Genomic DNA, 22,754 nt, shown 5'->3' with positions numbered 1-22,754 from the left:
CAATCCCGCGCATGCAAAATCTCCTGTTATTGCGTACTTCTTCGATGGGAGACCTGATCCACACCTTTCCGGCGCTGTCCGATCTGGCCCGTGCCCGCCCCGACATGCAGGTGAGCTGGCTGGCGGAAGAAGCGTTTGTGGATATCCCGGGTCTGCATCCGCTGGTGGTGCGCACCATTCCCATCGCCTGGCGGCGCTGGCGCAAAACCCTGCTGCAGCGGCGCAGCTGGCGCGAGATGGGCGAATTGCGCCAGGCGCTGGCCGGCACGCGCTGGGATCTGGTGCTGGATGCGCAGGGGCTGCTGAAAAGCGCCTTGCCCGGCAAGCTCGCCAACGGCCCGCTGGCCGGCTATGACGCCGCCAGCATCCGCGAGCCGCTGGCCAGCCGGTTTTATCAGCATTGCTACCCGGTAAGCCGCCAGCTGTCGGCCATCGAACGCAACCGCCGGCTGTTCGCTGCGGCGCTGGGCTATGAATTCAGTGGCCCGCCGGTATTCGGCATCCGTGCCGGCGAGCGCCCCGCCTGGCTGCCGGCCGCGCCGTACTGGGTGCTGCTGCACGCCACCAGCCGCGACAGCAAGCTGTGGCCGGAGGCGCACTGGGTGGCGCTGGCGCATGAATTGCAGGCACAGGGCCTGGCCACGGTGATTCCGTGGGGCAATGCCAGCGAACAACAGCGCGCACAAAGGTTGGCCGCAGCCATTCCCGGCGCCGTGATGGCACCGCGCATGCGGCTGCAGGAGGCCGCCGCCATGCTCGGCCACGCGGCGGCGGTGGTAGGGGTGGATACCGGCCTTACCCACCTGGCCAATGCACTGGATATACCGCTGGTGGCGATCTACACCGATACCGACCCGGCACTGACCGGCGTGGTGGAAACCGCGCGTGCGGTCAACATCGGTGAGGCCGGGGTGATTCCGCCGGTGGACGAGGTGCTGGCGCTGCTGGCGCGTTGCCGGGGCGCGGCATGATCGCGCGGCTGCTGTACAGCACGCTGTGGCCGCTGCTCACGCCGCTGGTGAAACGCTATCTGAAGAAACGCGCGCGCCAGGCGCCGGCCTATCTGCAGCATTGGGACGAACGTTTTGCCCGCGACCTGCCGCGTGGCGATGGCCGCGAGGTGATCTGGCTGCACGCGGTATCGGTGGGTGAAACCCGTGCCGCACTACCGCTGGTGAAGCTGCTGCGCCAGCAGTACCCGGCTGCCCGTTTTGTCATCACCCAGATGACGCCCACCGGCCGCGCCGCCGCGCTGGAGCTGTACCCGGACGCCGAGATCCGCTATCTGCCGTACGACAGTGCCGGCAATATGCGCCGCTTCATCGCCGCGCTGCGGCCCCGCTTCGGCGTGCTGATGGAAACCGAGCTGTGGCCGAATCTGCTGCACGCCTGCCGCGCCGCCGGCGTGCCGCTGTTCCTGGTGAACGCGCGGCTGTCGGAAAAATCGCTGCGCGGCTACCGCCGCATCGGGCCCTTGATCCGCCCGGCGATGCGCGCGCTCACCGCGGTGGCGGCGCAGAGCGAAGCCGATGCCGAACGGCTGCGGCAGCTGGGTGCGGCCAAGGTCAGTGTCTGTGGCAACAGCAAGTACGATTTCACCCCGCCGGCGGACCAGCTGGCGCTGGGGCAGCGCTTTCGCCAGCGCATTGGCAGCCGCCCGGTATGGGTGTGCGCCAGCACCCGCGACGGCGAAGAAGAACTGATCCTGCAGGCCTGGCAGGCAGCACCGCGTGGCGATGCGCTGCTGCTGATCGTGCCGCGCCATCCGGAACGTTTCGACACGGTGGCCATGTTGGCCGCAAGCATGGGCTTTACCGTGCAGCGCCGCAGCGACGAGCAGCCGGTGGCCGCCGGCACCCAGCTGTGGCTGGGCGATAGCATGGGCGAGCTGTTCGCCTACTATGTCGCTGCCGATGTGGCCTTTGTCGGCGGTTCGCTGCTGGATTACGGTTCGCAGAACCTGATCGAGCCGGCCAGCGTCGGCCTGCCGGTGTTGATCGGCCCGTCCACCTTCAACTTTGCCGAGGCAGCCAGCCTGGCGCTGGCAGCAGGCGCCGCGCGCCAGGTAAGGGATGCCGGCACGCTGGTGTCGGTAGCGCTGGAACTGCTGCAGGATGACGCGGCGCGCCAGCGGATGCGGGACGCCGGGTTGGCGTTTACCGCGCAGCATCGCGGCGCCAGCCAGCGCATGCTGCAGCTGATCAGCAGCCAGGTGTAGGTGGAAGCCCGCAAAGCGGGCGTTCCGTCTGCCCACGTAGCGAAGTCCAACATTTACCGGGTTTGGTTTTGTATCCGCTGCGCGGATGATGATTGAAGTCGCCGGTTCCGCCCGGCGGACGGGCCAGGGGGCGTGCCGCCGCCCCCCGCCACCCCCGCTCGCCGGATGGTTCAATAGGGTGGTCCGCGAAACCCCGGCCAAAAAGGCATTCGCCAGGCGCCGGCAATTCGCCGTTTGCTAACGTCAAACGGCTCAGCTGCCGTCTTAAAACCTGGCGAACACCATTTTGGCCGGCGCTCCCCGTGGGGCAGTTTGGGCGCCTCACAACGTTGGCCGCATGTTTTGCAACATGCTTGATCACCAAGACAATATTTACAAAACAAAACCGCCAGCACGATGTCTGGCGGTTTTGTTATTAGGGATGGTGGCTCAGGCCTGTTCCGGCATGACCTGCTTATAGATCAGACGGCCATCGAACAGCACTTCGCCATCCTGCAGCTGGAACTGCGCATCCGCGCCGGGGGCGGCGCGGTCGAACACCAGCGTGCGGCCATCATGGCGCAGCCAGGCGTGGATGGGCTGGTCCTGGAAGCGGCCCACGATGTCGGTCGATTTTTCCACCGCCTCGCTGTCGTTCAGCAGCCTGCTGGTGAGCTGGCTGATGGCTTCCTTCACCTGTTCCGGGTCCATCGCCTCCACCAGCTGACGTGCGCGCTGCCATTCCGGTTGCTGGCGGAACAGCTTGAGCTGGCGCCGTGCGCCCCAGCGCAGCAGCAGGCGGTACAGGAATACCGGCAGCTGTACCGGCAATACCCGCTTGTAGGCGTCGATCACGCACTTCACCACGAAGCGGTGCTGGCAATGCGGGCATTCGCCGTCGGCCAGTACGAATACCTTGTCCTGCAGCAGCATCGCCACGCCTTCCATGGCACTGGCCTTCACCAACTGCCGGCAGTGCGGACAGGGTTTGGCGAAACGGCTGACAGTGGCGCCATTGGGGTAGGTGATCGGAAAGAACCGGTCCAACCGGTCGGGTTGCATCATCATTGCTGCAGGTCTCGGAAACGCGGGTACAAGGGGCGGATTATAGCGCCTGCAGCAGCAATTGCTGCCGTAGCGTGTGGCTGGCGCCGGGGGCCAGCACGCGGGCATCGCTGCCGGCGTTGGCCGCTTCCACACACAGGAAATGTTGCCAGCCGTCGTCCGGCAGATCGGCCATGTTGGCCGCACCCTGCTGCCACGGCGTCCACACCACGGTGCTGGCCGAGCCGCTGCTGCCTATGGCGATGTGCCGTTGCCAGCCGGGGTCGGCCAGCGTGCACGGTCCGGCATGCTGTACCACGGCATCGGTGGCGGCGGCAAAGCGCCAGTCGCCGGCGGGCAGGGTGGCGCTATCACCACTGAGCTTGTCGTGATAGCGGGCGCCGCCCAGGCCATGCAGCTGGATGCTGCGGATATCGCTTACCGCCAGGTAGCTGTGCAGTGCGGCGCTGACGGTAATGTTGTCCTGGCCCAGGTTGCGGCTGGTCAGTGCGATGTCCACGCCTGGGCCCAGCTGCAGGGTGAGGCTGGCATCCATTGCGCCGTGGCGCGGGCCGGCCAGTTTCACGTGAAACCCGTCGTCGCTGCGTGCCACCGCGCTGACCGTCCACAGCGCGGTGCGCGCCACGCCATGCTGCGGCTGGCCGGCATCCTGCGGGTGCGGGCCGAACCATGGCCAGCACAGCGGAATGCCGCCACGAATCGCCTTGCCGTCTTCCAGGCGGCTGGCCGGCGACAGGTACAGCAGCGGCTGGCCGCCAGTCGGCGTGAAATCCAGCAGCTGGCCGCCGTACAGGCTCAAGGTGGCGCTGAAGGCCGGGTGGCTGAAGGCGAGGCCGGGCAGGCCGGGGGCCAGTTCGATGGCGCGTACGCCCGGCACGAGCAGATCGGGGTGGACTGGGTGGGACATGATGACATCCTTGCTGGCGCCTGTTGCCATGCGCCGTTTCTGGGTGCAAGCGGGCCGCGCTGTCGCTGCCAGCCAGATTCAGACCATTATGTGGCGCCGTCGTTCAGCCATCGACGCCGGCACCTTTATCTATTGTTGCCGGCTACAATGCAGCAGTTGCCGGCACAAAGCCAGTGCCGTCTGCATGCGGCCAACCTTCACAGGAGCACAACGTGAATTCTCGCTGGATCGATCTGCAAACCGCCAATGGTGAAACCTTCTCCGGCTACCTGTCGTTGCCGCCGGCCGGGCATGGCCCCGGCATCGTGCTGGTGCAGGAAATCTGGGGCGTGAACGAACACATCCGCGCCGTGGCCGACCAGTACGCGCAGGACGGCTACGTGGTGCTGGCGCCGGACGTGTTCTGGCGGCTGTCGCCGCGGGTGGATCTGACATACGACGAAGCCGGCACCCAGCAGGCTTATGGCTACTACCAGCAGGTGGACACCGCGCTGGCCGCCAGCGACGTGGCGGCGGCAGTGGCCGCGCTGCGCGCCATGCCGCAGGTAACGGGCAAGGTGGCCACGCTGGGTTACTGCCTGGGCGGGCAACTGGCCTTCCGCGCCGCGGCGCTGAGCCAGGCCGATGCCGCGGTGTGCTACTACGGTGGCGGCATCCACCAGCACCTGGACCTGGCCGGGCAGATCGGCATGCCCATTCTGTTCCACTACGCGCAGCAGGATGCCCACATCACCCAGGACATCGTGGCGCAGGTAAAGCAGGCGTTTGCCGGCAAGAGCAATGCGCAGTTCCATGACTACCCCGGTACCGATCACGGCTTCAACTGCTGGGGGCGGGCCAAGATGTACAACCAGCGCGCCGCTGCACTGGCACATGGCCGCACGCTGCAATTCCTGGCCGACAAGCTGGGCTGAGTGAGCCTGCCAGGGTTGGCCGCAAGCATGCGGCCAACCCCGGCGTCTGTTTATGCTCTGCAACGTGCCGTAAACCCCGCCCTCCGTTTCGCCTTGTCTCGCGCCTGCCCGCGAGATGGTGGACACGCTTTTGGAACAGACTTTCCCTTACAATGCCGGCATGAGCACGCCCAAGACCGCATCCAAGCCGCACTATCTGCGCATCCGCGATTACATCCTCGACGGCATCAAGAACCGCAGCTACGCCCCCGGCGCCAAGATTCCGCCCGAAGTGGAACTGGCCAGGCAGTTCGGCGTATCGCGCATGACGGTGAACAAGGCCATCCGCGATCTGGCCGAGGCCGGCGTGCTGCTGCGCTATGCCGGCGACGGTACCTACGTGGCCGAGCGCAAGGCGGAATCGCCGTTGCTGGACGTGAACAATATCGCCGAGGAAATCGCCACCCGCGGCCACCACTACAGCGCCGAAGTGCACTACGTGCGCCAGGAGGCCGCCAGCGAGGAAGTGGCGCTGCGGTTGGGGCTGGCAGTAGCGGCGCCGGTGTTCCACTCGCTGATCGTGCACTTCGAGGACGACAGCCCGATCCAGATCGAAGAGCGCTACGTGAATCCGCAGTGGGCGCCGGATTACCTGCAGCAGGACTTCACCCGCGAAACCCCCAACGCCTACCTGATGCGCACCTGTCCGTTGTCCGACGTGGAGCACACGGTGGAGGCGGTATTGCCGCTGGCCGACGAATGCCGGCTGCTGGTGGTGGAAGGTAGCGACCCCTGCCTGCGCGTGCTGCGCCGTACCTGGTCCGGCAAACACCTGGTGAGTTTCGCCCGTCTGCTGCACCCGGGCGCCAAGTACAAGCTGCGTTCGCAGACCAGGGTGCGCAAGCGCTGACAAAATGTATATACATTTACGCAACAACGGAAAACAGGCCACGCAAACGCGTGGCCTGTTGTTTTTTAAGGGTTTTTTTCGCCGTGTGCTGTTGCGTGGCGCTGACGGCCTGCATTGCCGGTCCAAGAAATATCTTGACGTGTCCGCGGGAATCAACTAAATGTATATACAATTAATCGCGAAACACCGGAACAACCATGAGCAAGCGCACCGACACCCTGTGGATCAACGCCCGCCTCGCCACCTGCGACGCCGCCGTTGCCGCGCCCTATGGCGCGCTGGACGGCCACGCACTGTGGCTGCGTGACGGCATGATCCACGCCGTGCTGCCGCAGGATGCAGCGCTGCGTGCGTTCGGCGAAGGCGAAATCATCGATGCGAAGGGTGCCTGGATCACCCCCGGCTTCATCGATTGCCACACTCACCTGGTGTACGGCGGCAACCGCGCCGCGGAATGGGAAAAGCGCCTGACCGGCGTGCCTTACCAGCAGATCGCGGCTGAAGGCGGCGGCATCATCTCCACCGTGCGCGCCACCCGTGGCCTGGACGAGGACGAGCTGGCGCTGGTGAGCCTGCCGCGGCTGAAGGCGCTGATGAAGGAAGGTGTTACCACCATCGAGATGAAGTCCGGCTACGGCCTGACCCTGGTGGACGAACTCAAGCAGCTGCGCGCCGCACGCCGGCTGGAAGCCGCGCTGCCGGTGGAAGTCTCCACCACGTTGCTGTCCGCCCACGCGCTGCCGCCGGAATTCGCCGGCGACGCCGACGGCTACATCCGCCACGTGTGCGAGGTGATCATCCCCGCCGCAGCGCAGGAAGACCTGGCCGAGGCGGTGGACGTGTTCTGCGAAGGCGTGGGCTTCAGCCCGGCGCAGACCCGCCAGGTATTCGAGACCGCCCGCGCCCACGGCCTGCAGGTGAAAGGCCACGTGGAGCAGCTGTCCAACCTGCACGGCGCCGAGCTGGTGGCCGAGTTCGGCGGCCTGTCCGCCGACCATATCGAATTCCTGGACGATGCCGGCGTGGCTGCGCTGGCCAAGTCCGGCACCGTGGCAGTGCTGCTGCCGGGTGCTTACTACTTCCTGCGCGAAACGCAGAAACCGCCGGTGGACAAACTGCGCGCGGCCGGTGTGGCCATGGCGGTATCCACCGACCTGAACCCGGGCACCAGCCCGTTCGCCTCCATCCGGCTGGCCATGAACCAGGCTTGCGTGCTGTTCGGCCTGACGCCGGAAGAAGCGGTGCTGGGCACCACCCGCCACGCCGCGCAGGCGCTGGGCCGCGGTGCCAGCCACGGCAAACTGGCCGCCGGTTGCGTGGCCGACCTGCTGCTGTGGGACATCGAACATCCTGCCGAGATCGTATACGGCCTCGGTACCAATCCGCTGACCCGCCGCGTGTTCCGTGGCGTGGTGCAGCACGAGGGTTAAGCAATGACTATCGACATGAGCATGTGGACCGGGCGCATTGACGCCGCCGAGGGCGATCTGGCCCGCCGCTGGCACCAGGCGGTACAACCGCTGGCGGCCGGCGTGGCACCGGGCATCGCCATTCTCGGCTTTGCCTGTGACGAAGGCGTGCGCCGCAACCAGGGCCGCACCGGCGCCGTGGCCGGCCCGCTGGCGCTGCGCAAGGCGCTGGCCAACCTGGCCTGGCACCCGACGCTGCCGCTGTACGACGCCGGCACCGTGGTCTGCGACGACGGCGACCTGGATGCCGCGCATCAAAGGTTGGCCGCAGCAGTGACCGCCATCGTGCAAGCCGGCCACCTGCCGCTGGTACTGGGCGGCGGCCACGAAACCGCCTACGGCCACTGGCTGGGCCTGGCCAATGCCCACCAGGGCAAGCGCATCGGCATCGTCAACTTCGACGCCCACTTCGACCTGCGCAGCGCGGCAGAAGCCACCAGTGGCACCCCGTTCGCACAGATCGCCGCCGAATGCACCCGTCGCGGTAACAACTTCCGCTACCTGTGCCTGGGCGTGGCGGAAACCGCCAACACCCGTGCGCTGTTCGAATCCGCTGCCAAGCTCGGCGCCGAATGGCGACTGGACAGCGACATGACCGCCTGGCAGCTGGCCGATGCCCGCCACCAGCTGGCCGAGTTCGTCGACAGCGTGGATGTGGTCTATCTCACCATCGACCTGGACGTACTGCCGGCGGCACAGATGCCGGCGGTATCCGCCCCGGCCGGTTACGGCGTGGATATCAGCGTGGTGGAAGCGCTGGTGTCCAAGATCGCCAGGAGCGGCAAGCTGATCGGCGCCGACCTGGTGGAATTCAACCCGACATTCGATCAGGACAGCCACGGCGCCAAGGCGGCGGCGCGGCTGGCGTGGTCGATCACGCGCCAGCTGCGGCGCTGACAGTATCACCGCAGCCGGATGGAAGGCCGGTGCGGACCCAGCAGTGAACAACACCTGACCAGAGCACAAACCATTTAGGAGCACTCCCATGACTGACCCGCGTTTTGACGCCACCCGCGTAATCCATGCCCCCCGCGGCGCCGAACTGAACTGCAAGAACTGGATCGCCGAAGCGGCCTACCGCATGATCCAGAACAACCTCGACCCGGACGTTGCCGAGAACCCGCAGGCGCTGGTGGTATACGGTGGTATCGGTCGCGCTGCGCGTAACTGGGAGTGCTACGACCAGATCCTGGCGTCGCTGAAGGACCTGAACGAAGACGAAACCCTGCTGGTGCAGTCCGGCAAGCCGGTAGGCGTGTTCAAGACCCACGCCAACGCCCCGCGCGTGCTGATCGCCAACTCCAACCTGGTGCCGAAGTGGGGCAACTGGGAACACTTCAACGAACTGGACCGCAAGGGCCTGTTCATGTACGGCCAGATGACCGCCGGCAGCTGGATCTACATCGGCTCGCAGGGCATCGTGCAAGGTACTTTTGAGACCTTCGTCGAAGCCGGCCGCCAGCACTACAACAACGACCTGAGCGGCAAGTGGATCCTCACCGCTGGCCTGGGCGGCATGGGTGGCGCACAGCCGCTGGCCGCTACCCTGGCCGGTGCCTGCTCGCTGAACATCGAATGCCAGCAGAGCAGCATCGACTTCCGTCTGCGTACCCGCTACGTGGACAAGCAGGCCAAGGACATCGACGACGCGCTGGAACTGATCAAGTACCACACCGCGCGCAAGGAAGCCGTATCCATCGCCCTGCTGGGCAACGCCGCCGAAATCCTGCCGGAGCTGGTGAAGCGCGCCAAGGCCGGCGGCATCAAGCCGGACCTGGTAACCGACCAGACCTCCGCCCACGACCTGATCAACGGCTACCTGCCGATCGGCTGGACCGTGGAGCAGTGGAAGACCGCGCAAACCAAGCCGGAACAGCACGCCCGCCTCACCGACGAAGCCGCGCAGAGCTGCGCCGTGCACGTACAGGCGATGCTGGACTTCCAGGCCATGGGCATCCCGACCGTGGACTACGGCAACAACATCCGCCAGGTTGCGTTCGACAAGGGCGTGCAGAACGCCTTCGACTTCCCGGGCTTCGTACCGGCTTACATCCGCCCGCTGTTCTGCGAAGGCAAGGGCCCGTTCCGCTGGGTAGCGCTGTCCGGCGACCCGGAAGACATCTACAAGACCGACGCCAAGATCAAGGAACTGTTCCCGGACAACAAGCACACCCACCGCTGGCTGGACATGGCGCGTGAGCGCATCAGCTTCCAGGGCCTGCCGGCACGTATCTGCTGGCTGGGTCTGGGCGAGCGCCACCTGGCTGGCCTGGCCTTCAACGAGATGGTGAAGAACGGCGAGCTGAAGGCCCCGATCGTGATCGGCCGCGACCACCTGGACACCGGCTCGGTAGCCAGCCCGAACCGCGAAACCGAAGCCATGAAGGACGGCACCGACGCCGTATCCGACTGGCCGCTGCTGAACGCGCTGCTGAACACCGCCGGCGGCGCCAGCTGGGTATCGCTGCACCACGGTGGCGGCGTAGGCATGGGCTACTCGCAGCACTCCGGCATGGTGATCGTGGCTGACGGCACCGACGCCGCCGCCGAGCGCCTGGCCCGCGTGCTGGTGAACGACTGCGGCTCCGGCGTGATGCGCCATGCCGACGCCGGCTACGAGCAAGCCATTGCCGCTGCCAAGCGCTTCGGCCTCAAGCTGCCGATGATCAAGTAATCCGCTTGCGGCCAACCCACAAGGTTGGCCGCAGCATCGAAACACCTGTGGCGGCCGATAGCGGCCGCCCAACCGGAAAGACCATCATGACCACCATCACCATTACCCCGGGCAAGCTGTCGCTGGCCCAACTGCGCCTGATCGCCCGTGACGCCTCCGTGCAGATCAAGCTGGACCCGGCTGCCCACGCCGCCATCGACGCCTCCGCCGCCACCGTGGCGCGCGTGCTGGCCGAAAACCGCACCGTATACGGCATCAACACCGGTTTCGGCCTGCTGGCCAACACCAAGATCGCCCCGGAAGAGCTGGAACTGCTGCAGCGCTCCATCGTGCTGTCGCACGCTGCCGGCATCGGCGAGCCGATGAAGGATTCCACCGTGCGCCTGGTTATGGCGCTGAAGATCAACTCGCTGTCCCGCGGCTTCTCCGGCATCCGCCGCCTGGTGCTGGAAGCGATGATCACCCTGTTCAACAAGGGCATCTACCCGGTGATTCCGCAGAAGGGTTCCGTGGGCGCCTCCGGCGACCTGGCCCCGCTGTCGCACATGAGCGCCGTGCTGATCGGTGAAGGCGAAGCCTTCGTGAACGGCCAGCGCGTACACGGTGGCGACGCCATGCGTGCCGCCGGCCTGGAGCCGATCACCCTGGCACCGAAGGAAGGTCTGGCCCTGCTGAACGGCACCCAGGCATCCACCGCCTTCGCACTGGAAGGCATGTTCGCCGCTGAAGACCTGTACGTAGCCGCCTCCGTGGCCGGCGCCATGTCGGTGGAAGCCGCCCAGGGCAGCCGCACCCCGTTCGACGACCGCATCCACCAGGTTCGCGGCCACAAGGGCCAGATCGACGCTGCTGCGCAGTACCGCTCCCTGCTGGGCAACGGTAGCCAGATTGCCGACTCCCACGCCGACTGCGGCAAGGTGCAGGACCCGTACTCCCTGCGCTGTCAGCCGCAGGTAATGGGCGCCTGCCTGACCCAGATCCGCCAGGCATCGGAAGTGCTGCTGGTGGAAGCCAACTCGGTATCCGACAACCCGCTGGTGTTCTCCACCGACAACGACATCCTGTCCGGCGGTAACTTCCACGCCGAGCCGGTAGCCTTCGCCGCCGACAACCTGGCGCTGGCGATTGCCGAAATCGGCTCGCTGTCCGAACGCCGCATGGCGCTGCTGATCGACAGCAACCTGTCCAAGCTGCCGCCGTTCCTGGTGAACAACGGTGGTGTGAACTCCGGCTTCATGATCGCCCAGGTAACCGGCGCGGCCCTGGCCTCCGAGAACAAGTCGCTGGCGCATCCGGCTTCCGTAGACAGCCTGCCGACCTCCGCCAACCAGGAAGACCACGTGTCCATGGCCACCTTCGCCGGCCGCCGCCTGCGCGACATGGCCGACAACACCGCCGGCATCCTGGCCGTGGAACTGCTGGCCGCCTGCCAGGGCGTGGACTTCCGCGCGCCGAACAAGGCTGCCGCCGCACTGGAAGCCGCCAAGGCTACGCTGCGCGCCGAAGTGCCGTTCTACGACAAGGACCGCTACTTCGCGCCGGACATCCAGAAGGCAGCCGCGCTGATCCAGCGCGCCGAGTACAACCGCTACGCCATCGACGGCCTGCTGCCGTCGCTGTAAGCGGATAACAACAGGGGAAGGACTGCGGCCAACCAGCAGTAAGCAGTAGGGCGGAAGCCCCGGTAACGGGGCGTTCCGCCACGCTGTGGCAGGTTGGTCGTGCAGGACACAAGCAAGGGCAAGCCGCGAGGCTTGCCCTTTTTTCTTGGCAGCGCTCCATGCTAAACGGGCAGCACGTAGGTTGGGTTGAGCGTAGCGAAGCCCAACGTTTACCACGTTTGATTTTGAATCCGCTGCGCGGATATTGATTGAAGTAGCCGGTTCCGCCCGGCGCACGGGGTACTTTCTTTTGCTTCGCCAAAAGAAAGTACCCAAAGAAAAGGCGACCCGGGGCTGCTCGAAACCCCGTGCAAAAAGGCACGCCCCAGGCGCCGCCGAACTCGTCCCTCGCTAACGGCTCGGGACTCAGACAGATCGGCGTCTTAAAACCTGGGGCGCACCGTTTTGCCCGGCTCGCGCCAACGGGATTGGGGCAAGTCGGTGCGATTCTGCTGGTACGTAGGGTGGGCAAAGCGGAGCGTGCCCACCAATGAGCACGTAGGGGCTTGAGCGCAGCGAAGCCCAACATCTACTGCGCAATTGCTCATTAACATTGGCAGCTCTGTGGGCCTCCTCACTACTGGCCAAACTGGCTACATAAAGCCAACGGCTCCTGCAGGAGCCGTTTGTTGTGGTTCGCCGAGCAGGCGCTGCGTCAGTGCGCCGCCGCGGCGTGTTCTTCCTTGAACATCTGCCGCAATTGTTCGCGCAGCTGCGGGCTATCCTGGTAGCCGTGCATGGCTACCGCGTGTTGTACCGCTGCATTCAGCAGTTCGTCTTCGTTGTCCGCTGCAATGGACACCGTGCATTGCGTGTTGCCAGGATGATCCCGGCAGTCGATGTATTTCCTGGCCATGGTGGCTCCTTTTCCCCCTGGGACGTGGGCGCCATGCGCCTGGCGCGCACCCCTGATACCGAGCTGGATTCTTGTTATTGGCCCCTGAGTTATAGCATCTGCCCCTGCACGCCAGCCGCCACGAATCGGCATAAAGGTTGGCCGCAAGCCCCGGAGGATTTGCGGCCAACCTTTTCGTTTCAGCACATCGTCAGCGCTTGCGCAGCTCCGGCAGCAGCGCGGCGACGATGCCGGTGAGCGGTATCCATGCGCACCACTGGTACACCGTCTGCAGGCCGAAGTGGTCGGCCAGCTGGCCGATCAGCGCCGCGCCCAGGCCGGCCACACCGAAGGCGAGGCCGAAGAACAGGCCGGAGATCATGCCCACCCGCTGCGGCATCAGCTCCTGCGCATACACCAGGATGGCGGAGAACGCCGACGACAGGATCAGCCCGATCATCACCACCAGCGCCAGCGTGGTGTGCTGGTCGGCATAGGGGAGGGCCAGGGCGAACGGGGCGCTGCCGAAGATGGAGAACCAGATCACCCGGCGGCGGCCGATGCGGTCGCCCAGCGGGCCGCCCAGCACCGTGCCGCTGGCCACCGCCAGCAGGAAGGCGAACAGGTACAGCTGCGCATCGGCGGTGGACATGGCGAAGCGATCGATCAGGTAGAAGATGAAGTAGCTGTGCAGGCAGGCCATATAGGTGTACTTGGTCACCACCAGCGCCATCAGCACCGCCAGCGTCTTGCGGGTCTTGGCCGGTGGCAGCGGCGGCGCCACATTGTGCGCGGCACGCACGCTGCCGTTGCCCAGCTGCGCGCGGTACCAGTTGCCCACCTGCCACAGCACCAGCATGGCCAGCAGGGTGAGGCTGGCGAACCAGGCCAGGCTGTGCTGGCCGTAGGGCAGGATGATCAGCATCGCCAGCAGCGGGCCGGTGGCGGTGCCGCCGTTGCCGCCCACCTGGAACAGCGACTGTGCCAGCCCCTTGCGCCCGGCGGCGGCCAGGCGCACCACGCGCGACGATTCAGGGTGGAAGATGGACGAGCCGGAGCCCACCAGTGCGGCGGCCAGCAGCAGCCAGCCGAACTGCGTAGCCTGCGACAGCAGCAGCAGGCCGCACAGGGTGGCGGCCATGCCCAGCACCAGTGCGCGCGGCTGCGGTTTGCGGTCGGTGATGATGCCTACCAGCGGCTGCAGCAGCGAGGCGGTGCACTGGTAGGTCAGCGTCATCAGGCCGATCTGCGCGAAGCTCAGCGCGTAATTGCCTTTCAGCAGCGGATAGATGGCCAGGATCAGCGACTGCACCAGGTCGTTGAGAAAGTGCGCGACGCTCACGGCGCCGATTACCCGCCAGCGCGGGTTGGTGGCCGCTGGGGCCGGGGTGGACAGGGTAGCTTGCACGATGCACTCCTTGTGGGTGGGTGTAGCAGCATCCTAGAATGTCCACATCTGCCAGTCTCACGCGAAAATGGCAGCAACTATCGAGAAAACGGCATGAGTGCAGATATCGAGATGATCGAGCCGCCGCTGCTCACCAGCGATACGCTGATGATAGGCAAGTCGCAGGATTACCCGGCCGGCCACGCCACCGTGCGCCATACCCACAGCACCGCGCAGCTGTTGTACGGCACCGCCGGAGTGATGCGGGTGATCACCGCGCGCGGGCAGTGGATCGTGCCGCCGACGCGTGCCATCTATATTCCGCCCGGCCACTGGCACGAGGTGCACATGCTGAGCCCGGCGCAGGTGCGCAGTGTCTATGTGCAGCAGCCGGCGCTGGGCGGCATGCCGCAGCAATGCTGTGTGCTGGCGGTAACGCCGCTGTGGCGCGAACTGCTGCTGGCCGCGGTGCGCTGCCCGCCGCCGGTGTTGCCGGGCACCCGTGCCGCGCGGCTGCTGGCCTTGTTGCTGGAGGAGGTGGAGGTACTGGAAACCCTGCCGCTGGCCTTGCCGACACCGGACGACGACCTGCTGGCGCCGCTGTGCCAGGCCTTGCAGGCGCAGCCGGACGACACCCGCAGCAGCGACGACTGGGCGGCCTGGCTGGGGGTGGATGTGCGTACATTGCAGCGCCGTTTCGTGCGCGCCACCGGCATGAACTTCGGCGCCTGGCGGCGGCAGGCGCGGCTGATGCATGCGCTGGCGCAGCTGGCCGCCGGCGCGCGGGTGCTGGATGTGGCGCTGGATGCCGGCTATGCCAGCCCCAGCGCGTTTACCGCCATGTTCCGCCGCCAGTTCGGCATGGTGCCCAGCGTGTTTTTCGGGCTGCCGCCGGAATAGTCTGCGGCCAACGTTGGCCGCATGAAGCGCCTGGTTACGGCTACTGCGTGGTCAGCACCTCGCGCATCAGCTGCCATACCTTTTCCGCCAGCGGCGACAGCGAGCGCCCGGCGCGGCGCACCAGCATCACGTCACGGCGGATCTCCGGCAGCAGCGGGCGCACGGTGAGCTGGCTGCCGGCCGGCAGCGGCAGGGCCAGTCGGGGCGAGATGCTGATGCCGATGCCGGCCTCCACCACGCGGAATACGGCGCTGGAATGGCCCAGCTGCTGCACCACGTGGGCGCTGACGCCCTGCGCCGCCAGCGCCGCCTCGATCAGCGGCCGGCTGCCGCTGTTGCCGTCCAGCAGCACCAGCGGCGCATCCTGCAACTGCCGCCACTGCACGCTGTCCTGCTGCGCCAGCGGATGATCCGGGCGCAGCACCAGGCAGAACGGGTCGCTGACCACCGCTTCGCCTTCCAGCCCCGGCTGCGCGCGCGGGTCCACCACCAGGCCGAAATCCACCTCGCCGGACAGCACGCTGTCGAGGTTCAAGCGCTGCACCTGGTCCAGTATCTGCAGCTGCACCTGGGGATAACGTTGGCCGCAAGCCGCCAGGCAGGCGGGCATCAGGCTGGCGGACAGCGTCGGGCTGCTGGCCACCCGCACCGTGCCCTTGGCCTGTTCGCCGGCCTGGTGCGCCTCGGCCAGCACGCCGTCCAGCTCGTCCAGCACGCGGGTGAGCTGGGCGCTCAGGCGCTGGCCGGTGGCGGTGAGCAGCACCTCGCGGGTGGTGCGATCCAGCAGCCGCACGCCCAGTTGTTCCTCCAGCTCGCGAATGCTGCGGCTTACTGCCGACTGGGTAAGGCCGACGCGGTCGCCGGCGCGGCCGAAGCCGCCGTGCTGGCTTACCGCCAGGAAGGCGCGCAGCTGGCGCAGGGTGATATTCATCGCAATAGCGCATCAATCAATGAGATAAATGAATTTGTATTGTAGATCGCGGCGCGGTGAAATAGCGGCTGTATGGCTGGCCGTGGCAGGTTGGCCGCATCAACCCATCACCCGCCGCCGGACTGCTGGCAACACACAGGGCCGGCTCCAGACAGGATCAGCATGCAGCGCCCACGTTTTCTGCCCGACAATTTCACTCTTGGCCTCATCACTGCGGTGTTGCTGGCCACGCTGCTGCCGTGCAGCGGCAGCGCCGCCAGGCTGCTGGAGTGGGTAACCGATTTCGCCATCGGCCTGCTGTTCTTTCTGCATGGTGCCAAGCTGTCGCGCGAGGCGGTGCTGGCCGGGATCACCCACTGGCGCTTGCACCTTACCGTGCTGGCGGCCACCTTCGTGCTGTTCCCGCTGCTGGGCGTGGTGCTGAAACCTCTGCTCACCGGGCTCACCACGCCGGAGCTGTACCTGGGGCTGCTGTACCTGTGCCTGTTGCCGTCCACCGTGCAGTCGTCCATCGCCTTCGTGTCGGTGGCGGAGGGCAATGTGCCGGCGGCGGTGTGCAGCGCCACCGCGTCCAATCTGCTGGGCATTGCGCTGACGCCGCTGCTGGTGGGCTGGCTGCTGGTGTCCGGCCAGGTGGGCAGCAGCGCCGGCTCGGCCATGACCATCGTCTACCAGCTGCTGCTGCCGTTCGTGGCTGGCCAGCTGCTGCGGCCGTGGCTGGGGCGCTGGGTGGACCGCCACAAGAGCAAGCTCAAGCTGGTGGACCAGGGTTCCATCCTGCTGGTGGTGTACACCGCCTTCAGCGCGGCGGTCATCGGCGGGCTGTGGCGCGATACGCCGCTGCCGGCGCTGGGCGGCCTGCTGCTGGCCTGTGCCAGCTTGCTGGCGCTGGTGCTGGGGCTGACGCGGCTGGCCAGCCGCAAGCTGGGTTTCAACCTGGCGGACGAGATCACCATCGTGTTCTGCGGCTCCAAGAAGAGCCTGGCCAGTGGGGTGCCGATGGCCAAGGTACTGTTCGCCGGCCACGCCATCGGCGCCATCGTGCTGCCGCTGATGCTGTTCCACCAGATCCAGCTGATGGTGTGCGCGGTGCTGGCACGGCGCTACCGCCTGCGGCGGCAGGCAGGCTGAAGCGGCGCGCCTATAAAGGTTGGCCGCAACACGTGTTACCCGGTGATTCCCCTGGACTGTCGAATCGGCTATAAACAGCGCTTTATTGCCGCTGCATAACGCCGGGGGACTCATGCAACTCAGTCAGCTGTTCGTACATCCGCTCAAATCCTGCCGCGGCAATGCCGTGGAGCAGGCCGACGTGACGCCGCAAGGCCTGGCCGGCGACCGGGTGTGGCTGGTGGTGCGCCCGGACGGCAGCCAGATCACCGCGCGTACCCATCACCGCCTGGTGCAGGTGGTGGCGCAACAGCTGGCGGATGGCGCTTGGCAGTTTGCCGCGCCGGGCGCCGCCACCTTGCATACCCACAGCCATCTGTTCTCCCAATCGCACCGTGCGCAGGTGTGGAAGTCGGAATTCACCGCGCTGGCCGGCGATGCGGCCGCCGATGCCTGGTTCAGCGCCTGGCTGGGCGAGTCGGTACGGTTGTTGTGGCTGGGGCAGAGCACCCGCCGCTACCAGGACAGCGAACTGCCGTTGTCGTTTGCCGACGGCGCGCCGTTCATGCTGATCAGCGAGGCCTCGCTGGCGGATCTGAACGGCAGGTTGGCCGCAGCGGTGAGCATGCGCCAGTTCCGCCCCAACCTGGTGGTGAACGACACCTTCGCCTTCGAGGAAGACGAGTGGCAGCACATCCGCATCGGCGAGGTGGAGTTCGAGGTAGCCAGCCGCTGCACGCGCTGTATCTTCACCACCATCGATCCGCACAGCGCAGTACCGCACCCGGACAAACAGCCGCTGGCCACGCTGATGGGCTACCGCCGCCTGCCGGAAGGCGTGTGCTTTGGCGTGAACCTGGTGGCCCGCAACAGCGGCGTGCTGAAACTGGGCGATACTGTAGAAGTGTTGGCAAGTACGGTGAGCTTCGATTGAAAACAGCCCGTATCAAGTTGGCCGCACTACTGCTGCTGTGGCTGGCAAACGCCTGGGGCGGCGATGTGGTGAAGGTCGGCTTTCCGGAAAGCATCCCGCCGTGGGTGAACGTGGACAAGCGCCCGGGTATCGCGGTGGAGCTGCTGGTGGAAGCGCTGCGCAGCGAAGGGCTGACGGTAACGCCGGTGTTCTACCCGTTCACGCGGCGAGTCAGCGCCTATCGCCGCGGCGAGCTGGACGCGCTGTACGATGTTTCCCCCAGCCTGCAGCATGAATACCAGCTGCCCGGCAGCGCCGGGCGGCCGTTGCATTCCTTCGATAACGTGGTGGTGGCGCTGCAGCGCCGGCAGCTGCAGCTGGAAACCCTGCAGGATCTGCAACCGCTGCGCGTGGTGGCCTGGGATGGCGCGCAGGCGGATATCCCCAACAGCGGTTACGACTCGGTGCTGGCGATTGCCAATGGCAATTACAGTGAAATTGCCGATCAGGTCAGCCAGCTGCGCACGCTGTACCTGGGGCGCTGCGACGTGATTTTTACCGACCGGCTGATCTTCGAATGGAACCGCCGCAAGCTGGGCAAGCAGGCGCAGCTGGCGGTAGCGTTCTACCCCTTGCTGCCGCCCAAGGAGGCCGACGTGCTGTGGCACGATGCCACGCTGCGCCAGCACTACGACGCCGGCCTGCGCCGCATCAAGCAGGATGGCCGCTACGATGCCATTTTCCGCCGCTACCAGAGCGAGCCGCAGCCATGAGGACGCCTGATGCCGGCACTTGATGATTTCCTGCCGCATTACCAGTTCAGCGAACGCCACCAGCGCCGGGTCAGCACCGATGCCGGGCAACTGCGGGCGGCATTGGCCGCCCTGCCGCAGTGGCGTGACCCGCTGGTGGAGCGGCTGATAGCGCTACGCGAAGCGCCGGCAAGGTTGGCCGCAAGTCTGGGCGCGCGCCGGCAGCTGCCGGCACAGCCGTTCGGCCTGCATTCCTTCACCATGCTGCATCAGGACGATGGCGGCCTGGTATATGGCCTGGCGGGTTGCTTCTGGCAAGCCGATTACGGGCTGCGGACGCTGGCGGATGCCGCCGGGTTTGCCCGCTGCAGCGATGTGCCGCGCCTGGTACTGGGCTGGCAGATCAAGCCGCTGCCCGATGGCGGCAGCTTGTTGCAGACGGAAACCCGGGTGCATTGCCCGGACCGTGCCAGCTATCTGCGTTTTCTGCCGTACTGGTGCCTGATCCGCCCGGTCAGCGGCCTGATTCGCCGCCGCATGCTGGGCATCGTGGCACGGATTGCGCAGCAGCAAGTGGCCGGCTGATCAGCCTGCCGGCAACACGCGGGCGGCCACCTGTTCGGCTATCGCCAGGCTGGCGGTCAGCCCGGGCGATTCGATGCCGAACAGGTTGATCAGCCCCGGCACGCCATGCTGGCTGGCGTCCTGGATCAGGAAATCGGCATCGGCCATGCCCGGCCCGGCAATCTTGGGCCGCACCCCGCAGTAGGCCGGCGCCAGCGCGCCATCCGCCAGTTGCGGCCACCAGCGGCGGATGCTGCCGTAGAAGCGCTCGCCGCGTGACGGGTCCAGCGTGTAATCCACCTTGTCTATCCACTCCACGTCCGGGCCGAAGCGCGCCTGGCCGGCCAGGTCCAGCGTCAGGTGGGTGCCCAGGCCGCCGGCTTCAGGCATCGGGTAGATCAGCCGCGAAAACGGGCTGCGCCCCTGCAGTGCAAAATACACGCCGCGGGCGTAGTAGGGCGTGGGTACGGTTTCACGTGGAACATCCTGCCAGCCGGCCGCCAGCGCCGGCGCCCAGGCACCAGCGGCATTGATGACGCAGCCGGCCAGCAGCTCGTAGCCATCGGCCAGTTGCAGCACCAGGCCATCGGCCGTGGCGCGCAGCCCCTGCACGCTGGAAGCCAGCGCCAGCTGTGCACCGCCTGCTTCCGTATCCGCCAGCAGCGCCTGCATCAGGCCGTGGCTGTCGATGATGCCGGTGGAGGGCGACAGCAGGGCGGCATGTGCCTGCAGGGCCGGTTCGCAGTCGGCCAGTCCGGCTTGATCCAGCCAGCGCAGGTCGGTGACGCCGTTCTGCGCCGCCTGCGCCTGCAATGCGGCCAACCTTGGCAGATCGTCCGCCGTTACCGCCAGCAGCAGCTTGCCGATACGCTGGTGCGCGATGGCGCGCTCGGCGCAGTAGCGGTACAGCATGGCCTTGCCCGCCACGCACAGCCGGGCTTTCAGGCTGCCGGGGCGATAATAGATGCCGGCGTGAATCACCTCGCTGTTGCGGCTGCTGCAATGCTGGCCGGCGGCAGCCTCCCGCTCCACTATCACCACCTCGCGGCCGCTGGCGGCAAGCAGCCGGGCGCAGGCCAGGCCAATCACCCCGGCGCCTATCACCACGCAATCCACTTTATCCATATTCCCTCCCTGCGCGTTTCTACCTTGCCACTGTCGGCAGGTAAAGCGCGTTGCAGCCGGGCTTTGACTCCCCCACGGGCTTGGTCCACCATGCGGGCCGCTGTTTCATTCGGAGTATTCATGCTGCCTTACCTTGCCCTGAGCCTGGCCATGCTGCTGTGGGCCAGTGCCTTCATTGCACTCAAAACCGTGTTTGCGGTGTTCGACCCGGTATTCGTGCTGTTCTGCCGCATGGTGATCGCCACCCTCTGCATGCTGCCGTTCCTGCTCGGGCGCGGGGATCGCTGGAAATACCGCAAGGGCGACTGGAAGTGGCTGCTGCTGATGGGCATGTGCGAGCCCTGCCTGTACTTCCTGTTCGAGGCCAATGCGCTGCTGCGCACCAGTGCCTCGCAAGCCAGCATGATCACGTCCACACTGCCGCTGCTGGTGGCGGTGGGCGCGCACTTCCTGTTGCGCGAGCGGCAGTCGCCGCTGGTGTGGGTGGGGCTGTCGCTGTCGGTGTCCGGCGTGATCTGGCTGACCAGCGGCAGCGAGCCGGATGCCAGCGCACCGGCGCCGGTATTGGGCAACTTCCTCGAATTCATGGCCATGATCTGCGCCACCGGCTATGTGCTGATCGCCAAGAAACTGTCCACGCGCTTTTCCGCCCTGGCCATCACGGCTACCCAGACGGTGCTGGGTGCAGCCTGGTTCGGCGTCATCCTGCTGACACCATGGGCGCACCTGCCCACGCATTACCCGCCTACGGCGGTAGCCTGGGTGCTGTACCTGGGGGTATGCGTAACGCTGGGGGCCTACGGTATCTATACCTGGGCGGTAAGCCGGGTGCCGGTGGCGCTGGCCGGTTCCTTCATCAACCTGATTCCGGTATTCACCCTGGGCATGGCGGCCTCCATGCTGGGCGAACGGCTGAGCACGCCGCAATGGCTGGCCGGCGTGCTGGTATTGCTGGGCGTTTTCATCAGCCAGGCCAAACGTTGGCCGCAACGACAAGTTCACAAAAATTGAGTTTTCTGCAACCCTGCCGATATTGAGGCAAAGATGCCAGAACAATTGAAGCAAGGGGAAGTCATGCGCAAGTTGATGCGTCCGGCGGGCTTGTGGTGCACAGGCCTGTTACTGCTGGTGGCGGGCAATGTGCCGGCCAGCGAGATCCAGCCGCCCAAGCTGCCATTGCCGGCAGCCAATGCCGAACAACTGGAGCCATCCATCCACCCCCTGCAGCCGGCGGACCACAGCGCTTCGGTCAACAACAAAAGCAAGGTAATGAACAGCAGCCGCGGCAAGGTGGCTGCCGTTCATGCGGCTGCCAGCGGCAAGGTGGCCAAACACGCCAGAAAGCCGGTGGCACCAGCCAGCAGCCATGCCGATGAACTGGGCCCGGTGCAGGGCCTGGTCAAAGCCATGCTGGATGCCAACCAGCGCTATATGAAGAGCAAACCGGCCGCCTATTTCGAACGCTTCGCCAGCAAGCAGACGCCGCGTGCCACCGTTGTTACCTGTTCCGATTCCCGCGTACAGACCAATGCCTTCCATGGTGATGCCGTCAACGACCTGTTCGTGGTGCGCGACATCGGCAACCAGTTGGCCACGGCCGAGGGCTCCATCGAATACGGCGTACGTCACCTGCACACCCCGCTGCTGATGTTCATCGGCCACTCCGTCTGCGGCGCCATCGAAGCCGCCAGCGGTGACTTCTCCAATCTGGAACCGGCCATCCGCAAGGAACTGCTCACCATCAATATTCCCAAGGGCATCGCGGTGAACGATGGCGTGCTGATCAACGTCAACAACCAGGTGGAGGCGGCACTGCTCAAGTTCGGTGGCGAGGTCGATGCCGGCAAGCTGGCGGTAATCGGCGCCTTCTATGACTTCCGCAACGACTACAAGCAGGGGCGCGGCAAACTCATCATTACCAACATCAATGGTGAAACCGAGCCGGGCAAGCTGGCCGCACTCACCAAGGCCGGCAACTTCTTCATGGGCGCGGGCAGCGTAACCGGCACAGTGGCGAGCCATTAAGCCGTAATTCAGAACCAGACAGCCCGGCGCCAGCCGGGCTTTTTCCTGCAAGGTTGGCTGCGGCCAACCTTTTTGGTTTTTGCTGTCCTTACGGATCAATCACTTGTCGAATTCGTTGGGGTTTTCGTGCAATCAGCTGTTGACGGCTTCAGGGGCGATGGGTATAGTTCGCCTCCTCTGCTGACGACGCAACGAAACGAAGTCAGCCCGCTCTTTAACAAACCAAATAACCGATAGGTGTAAGTGCCTGGCAAGCCAGACACTTGCACTGCAAGAGAAAGTGACACGGATTCGAGGTTTCTCGAGTTCGGTTTCTTTGAACTTGCGTGCCACAAATTGCTTGGATTTGAACTAAAGAGTTTGATCCTGGCTCAGATTGAACGCTGGCGGCATGCTTTACACATGCAAGTCGAACGGTAACAGGGGCTTCGGCCTG

21 protein-coding genes are annotated in these 22,754 nt (G+C 65.8%); 15 read left to right on the top strand and 6 right to left on the bottom strand.

Annotated elements, in window-relative coordinates:
* The first annotated feature begins 11 nt into the window (after positions 1–11).
* Both waaC and waaA read left to right on the top strand, forming a co-directional pair.
* Positions 12–971 carry a lipopolysaccharide heptosyltransferase I gene (waaC, locus tag PSELUDRAFT_RS05385; protein ID WP_088965868.1) on the top strand — a complete coding sequence of 320 codons (960 nt, stop codon included), beginning with the start codon at positions 12–14 and terminating at the stop codon, positions 969–971.
* On the top strand, positions 968–2,218 hold the full coding sequence (gene waaA, locus PSELUDRAFT_RS05380; protein WP_088965867.1) for a lipid IV(A) 3-deoxy-D-manno-octulosonic acid transferase: 1,251 nt from the start codon (positions 968–970) through the stop codon (positions 2,216–2,218). Before waaC ends, waaA begins: the two co-directional genes overlap by 4 nt.
* 429 nt (positions 2,219–2,647) lie before the next feature.
* On the opposite strand, the gene PSELUDRAFT_RS05375 is transcribed toward waaA, so the two are convergent.
* Together PSELUDRAFT_RS05375 and PSELUDRAFT_RS05370 are read right to left on the bottom strand one after the other, a co-directional pair.
* Positions 2,648–3,265, bottom strand: a complete 618-nt coding sequence (locus PSELUDRAFT_RS05375) for a hypothetical protein (protein ID WP_088965866.1) — start codon at positions 3,263–3,265, stop codon at positions 2,648–2,650.
* Positions 3,266–3,302: 37 nt separating this feature from the next.
* Complete coding sequence (locus tag PSELUDRAFT_RS05370) at positions 3,303–4,169, bottom strand: D-hexose-6-phosphate mutarotase (RefSeq protein ID WP_088968393.1); 867 nt, start codon at positions 4,167–4,169, stop codon at positions 3,303–3,305.
* Positions 4,170–4,381: 212 nt separating this feature from the next.
* On the opposite strand from PSELUDRAFT_RS05370, the gene PSELUDRAFT_RS05365 reads away from it, so the two are divergent.
* The 6 genes from PSELUDRAFT_RS05365 to hutH all read left to right on the top strand — a co-directional run bounded on the left by PSELUDRAFT_RS05365 (position 4,382) and on the right by hutH (position 11,737).
* A complete protein-coding gene (locus PSELUDRAFT_RS05365) occupies positions 4,382–5,083 on the top strand; it encodes a dienelactone hydrolase family protein (protein ID WP_088965865.1) in 702 nt (233 codons plus the stop codon).
* A 160-nt stretch (positions 5,084–5,243) separates the two neighbouring features.
* Complete coding sequence (gene hutC / locus PSELUDRAFT_RS05360; RefSeq protein WP_088965864.1) at positions 5,244–5,972, top strand: histidine utilization repressor; 729 nt, start codon at positions 5,244–5,246, stop codon at positions 5,970–5,972.
* 197 nt (positions 5,973–6,169) lie between these two features.
* The gene (hutI, locus tag PSELUDRAFT_RS05355; RefSeq protein ID WP_088965863.1) at positions 6,170–7,402 is read left to right on the top strand and encodes an imidazolonepropionase; all 1,233 of its coding nucleotides are present in this window, start codon (positions 6,170–6,172) and stop codon (positions 7,400–7,402) included.
* 3 nt (positions 7,403–7,405) lie between these two features.
* Positions 7,406–8,338 carry a formimidoylglutamase gene (gene hutG, locus PSELUDRAFT_RS05350; protein WP_164497420.1) on the top strand — a complete coding sequence of 311 codons (933 nt, stop codon included), beginning with the start codon at positions 7,406–7,408 and terminating at the stop codon, positions 8,336–8,338.
* Positions 8,339–8,426: 88 nt separating this feature from the next.
* Positions 8,427–10,115: a urocanate hydratase gene (hutU, locus tag PSELUDRAFT_RS05345; protein WP_088965862.1), complete on the top strand. Its 1,689-nt coding sequence runs from the start codon at positions 8,427–8,429 to the stop codon at positions 10,113–10,115.
* An 86-nt stretch (positions 10,116–10,201) separates the two neighbouring features.
* Positions 10,202–11,737, top strand: coding sequence for a histidine ammonia-lyase (gene hutH, locus PSELUDRAFT_RS05340; RefSeq protein WP_088965861.1), 1,536 nt, complete (start codon positions 10,202–10,204; stop codon positions 11,735–11,737).
* 694 nt (positions 11,738–12,431) lie between these two features.
* On the opposite strand, the gene PSELUDRAFT_RS05335 is transcribed toward hutH, so the two are convergent.
* Positions 12,432–12,632 carry a DUF1059 domain-containing protein gene (locus tag PSELUDRAFT_RS05335; RefSeq protein ID WP_088965860.1) on the bottom strand — a complete coding sequence of 67 codons (201 nt, stop codon included), beginning with the start codon at positions 12,630–12,632 and terminating at the stop codon, positions 12,432–12,434.
* A gap of 190 nt (positions 12,633–12,822) precedes the next feature.
* The gene (locus tag PSELUDRAFT_RS05330; protein WP_088965859.1) at positions 12,823–14,019 is read right to left on the bottom strand and encodes an MFS transporter; all 1,197 of its coding nucleotides are present in this window, start codon (positions 14,017–14,019) and stop codon (positions 12,823–12,825) included.
* Positions 14,020–14,112: 93 nt separating this feature from the next.
* On the opposite strand from PSELUDRAFT_RS05330, the gene PSELUDRAFT_RS05325 reads away from it, so the two are divergent.
* On the top strand, positions 14,113–14,898 hold the full coding sequence (locus PSELUDRAFT_RS05325) for a helix-turn-helix transcriptional regulator (protein WP_088965858.1): 786 nt from the start codon (positions 14,113–14,115) through the stop codon (positions 14,896–14,898).
* 40 nt (positions 14,899–14,938) lie between these two features.
* Here PSELUDRAFT_RS05325 and PSELUDRAFT_RS05320 read toward each other — a convergent pair whose 3' ends face one another.
* Positions 14,939–15,829, bottom strand: a complete 891-nt coding sequence (locus PSELUDRAFT_RS05320) for a LysR family transcriptional regulator (protein WP_088965857.1) — start codon at positions 15,827–15,829, stop codon at positions 14,939–14,941.
* Between the two features lie 162 nt (positions 15,830–15,991).
* On the opposite strand from PSELUDRAFT_RS05320, the gene PSELUDRAFT_RS05315 reads away from it, so the two are divergent.
* From PSELUDRAFT_RS05315 to PSELUDRAFT_RS05300, 4 genes are all read left to right on the top strand, one after another.
* Positions 15,992–16,960 (top strand): bile acid:sodium symporter family protein, encoded by a 969-nt coding sequence (locus tag PSELUDRAFT_RS05315; protein WP_088965856.1) that lies wholly within the window; start codon positions 15,992–15,994, stop codon positions 16,958–16,960.
* A 112-nt stretch (positions 16,961–17,072) separates the two neighbouring features.
* Complete coding sequence (locus PSELUDRAFT_RS05310; protein WP_088965855.1) at positions 17,073–17,873, top strand: MOSC domain-containing protein; 801 nt, start codon at positions 17,073–17,075, stop codon at positions 17,871–17,873.
* On the top strand, positions 17,870–18,625 hold the full coding sequence (locus PSELUDRAFT_RS05305; RefSeq protein WP_157725023.1) for an ABC transporter substrate-binding protein: 756 nt from the start codon (positions 17,870–17,872) through the stop codon (positions 18,623–18,625). Before PSELUDRAFT_RS05310 ends, PSELUDRAFT_RS05305 begins: the two co-directional genes overlap by 4 nt.
* 9 nt (positions 18,626–18,634) lie before the next feature.
* Positions 18,635–19,189: a hypothetical protein gene (locus PSELUDRAFT_RS05300; RefSeq protein WP_088965853.1), complete on the top strand. Its 555-nt coding sequence runs from the start codon at positions 18,635–18,637 to the stop codon at positions 19,187–19,189.
* On the opposite strand, the gene PSELUDRAFT_RS05295 is transcribed toward PSELUDRAFT_RS05300, so the two are convergent.
* Positions 19,190–20,293: an NAD(P)/FAD-dependent oxidoreductase gene (locus PSELUDRAFT_RS05295; protein WP_088965852.1), complete on the bottom strand. Its 1,104-nt coding sequence runs from the start codon at positions 20,291–20,293 to the stop codon at positions 19,190–19,192.
* 120 nt (positions 20,294–20,413) lie between these two features.
* Here PSELUDRAFT_RS05295 and PSELUDRAFT_RS05290 point away from each other — a divergent pair, with 120 nt between their 5' ends.
* Both PSELUDRAFT_RS05290 and PSELUDRAFT_RS05285 read left to right on the top strand, forming a co-directional pair.
* Positions 20,414–21,304 (top strand): DMT family transporter, encoded by an 891-nt coding sequence (locus PSELUDRAFT_RS05290; protein ID WP_088965851.1) that lies wholly within the window; start codon positions 20,414–20,416, stop codon positions 21,302–21,304.
* A gap of 63 nt (positions 21,305–21,367) precedes the next feature.
* Positions 21,368–22,318 carry a carbonic anhydrase gene (locus tag PSELUDRAFT_RS05285; protein ID WP_231895309.1) on the top strand — a complete coding sequence of 317 codons (951 nt, stop codon included), beginning with the start codon at positions 21,368–21,370 and terminating at the stop codon, positions 22,316–22,318.
* Positions 22,319–22,754 lie beyond the last annotated feature (436 nt).

The organism is Vogesella sp. LIG4, assembly GCF_900090205.1.
GTDB lineage: Bacteria > Pseudomonadota > Gammaproteobacteria > Burkholderiales > Chromobacteriaceae > Vogesella.
This window is presented reverse-complemented; position numbering and strand designations above follow the sequence as displayed.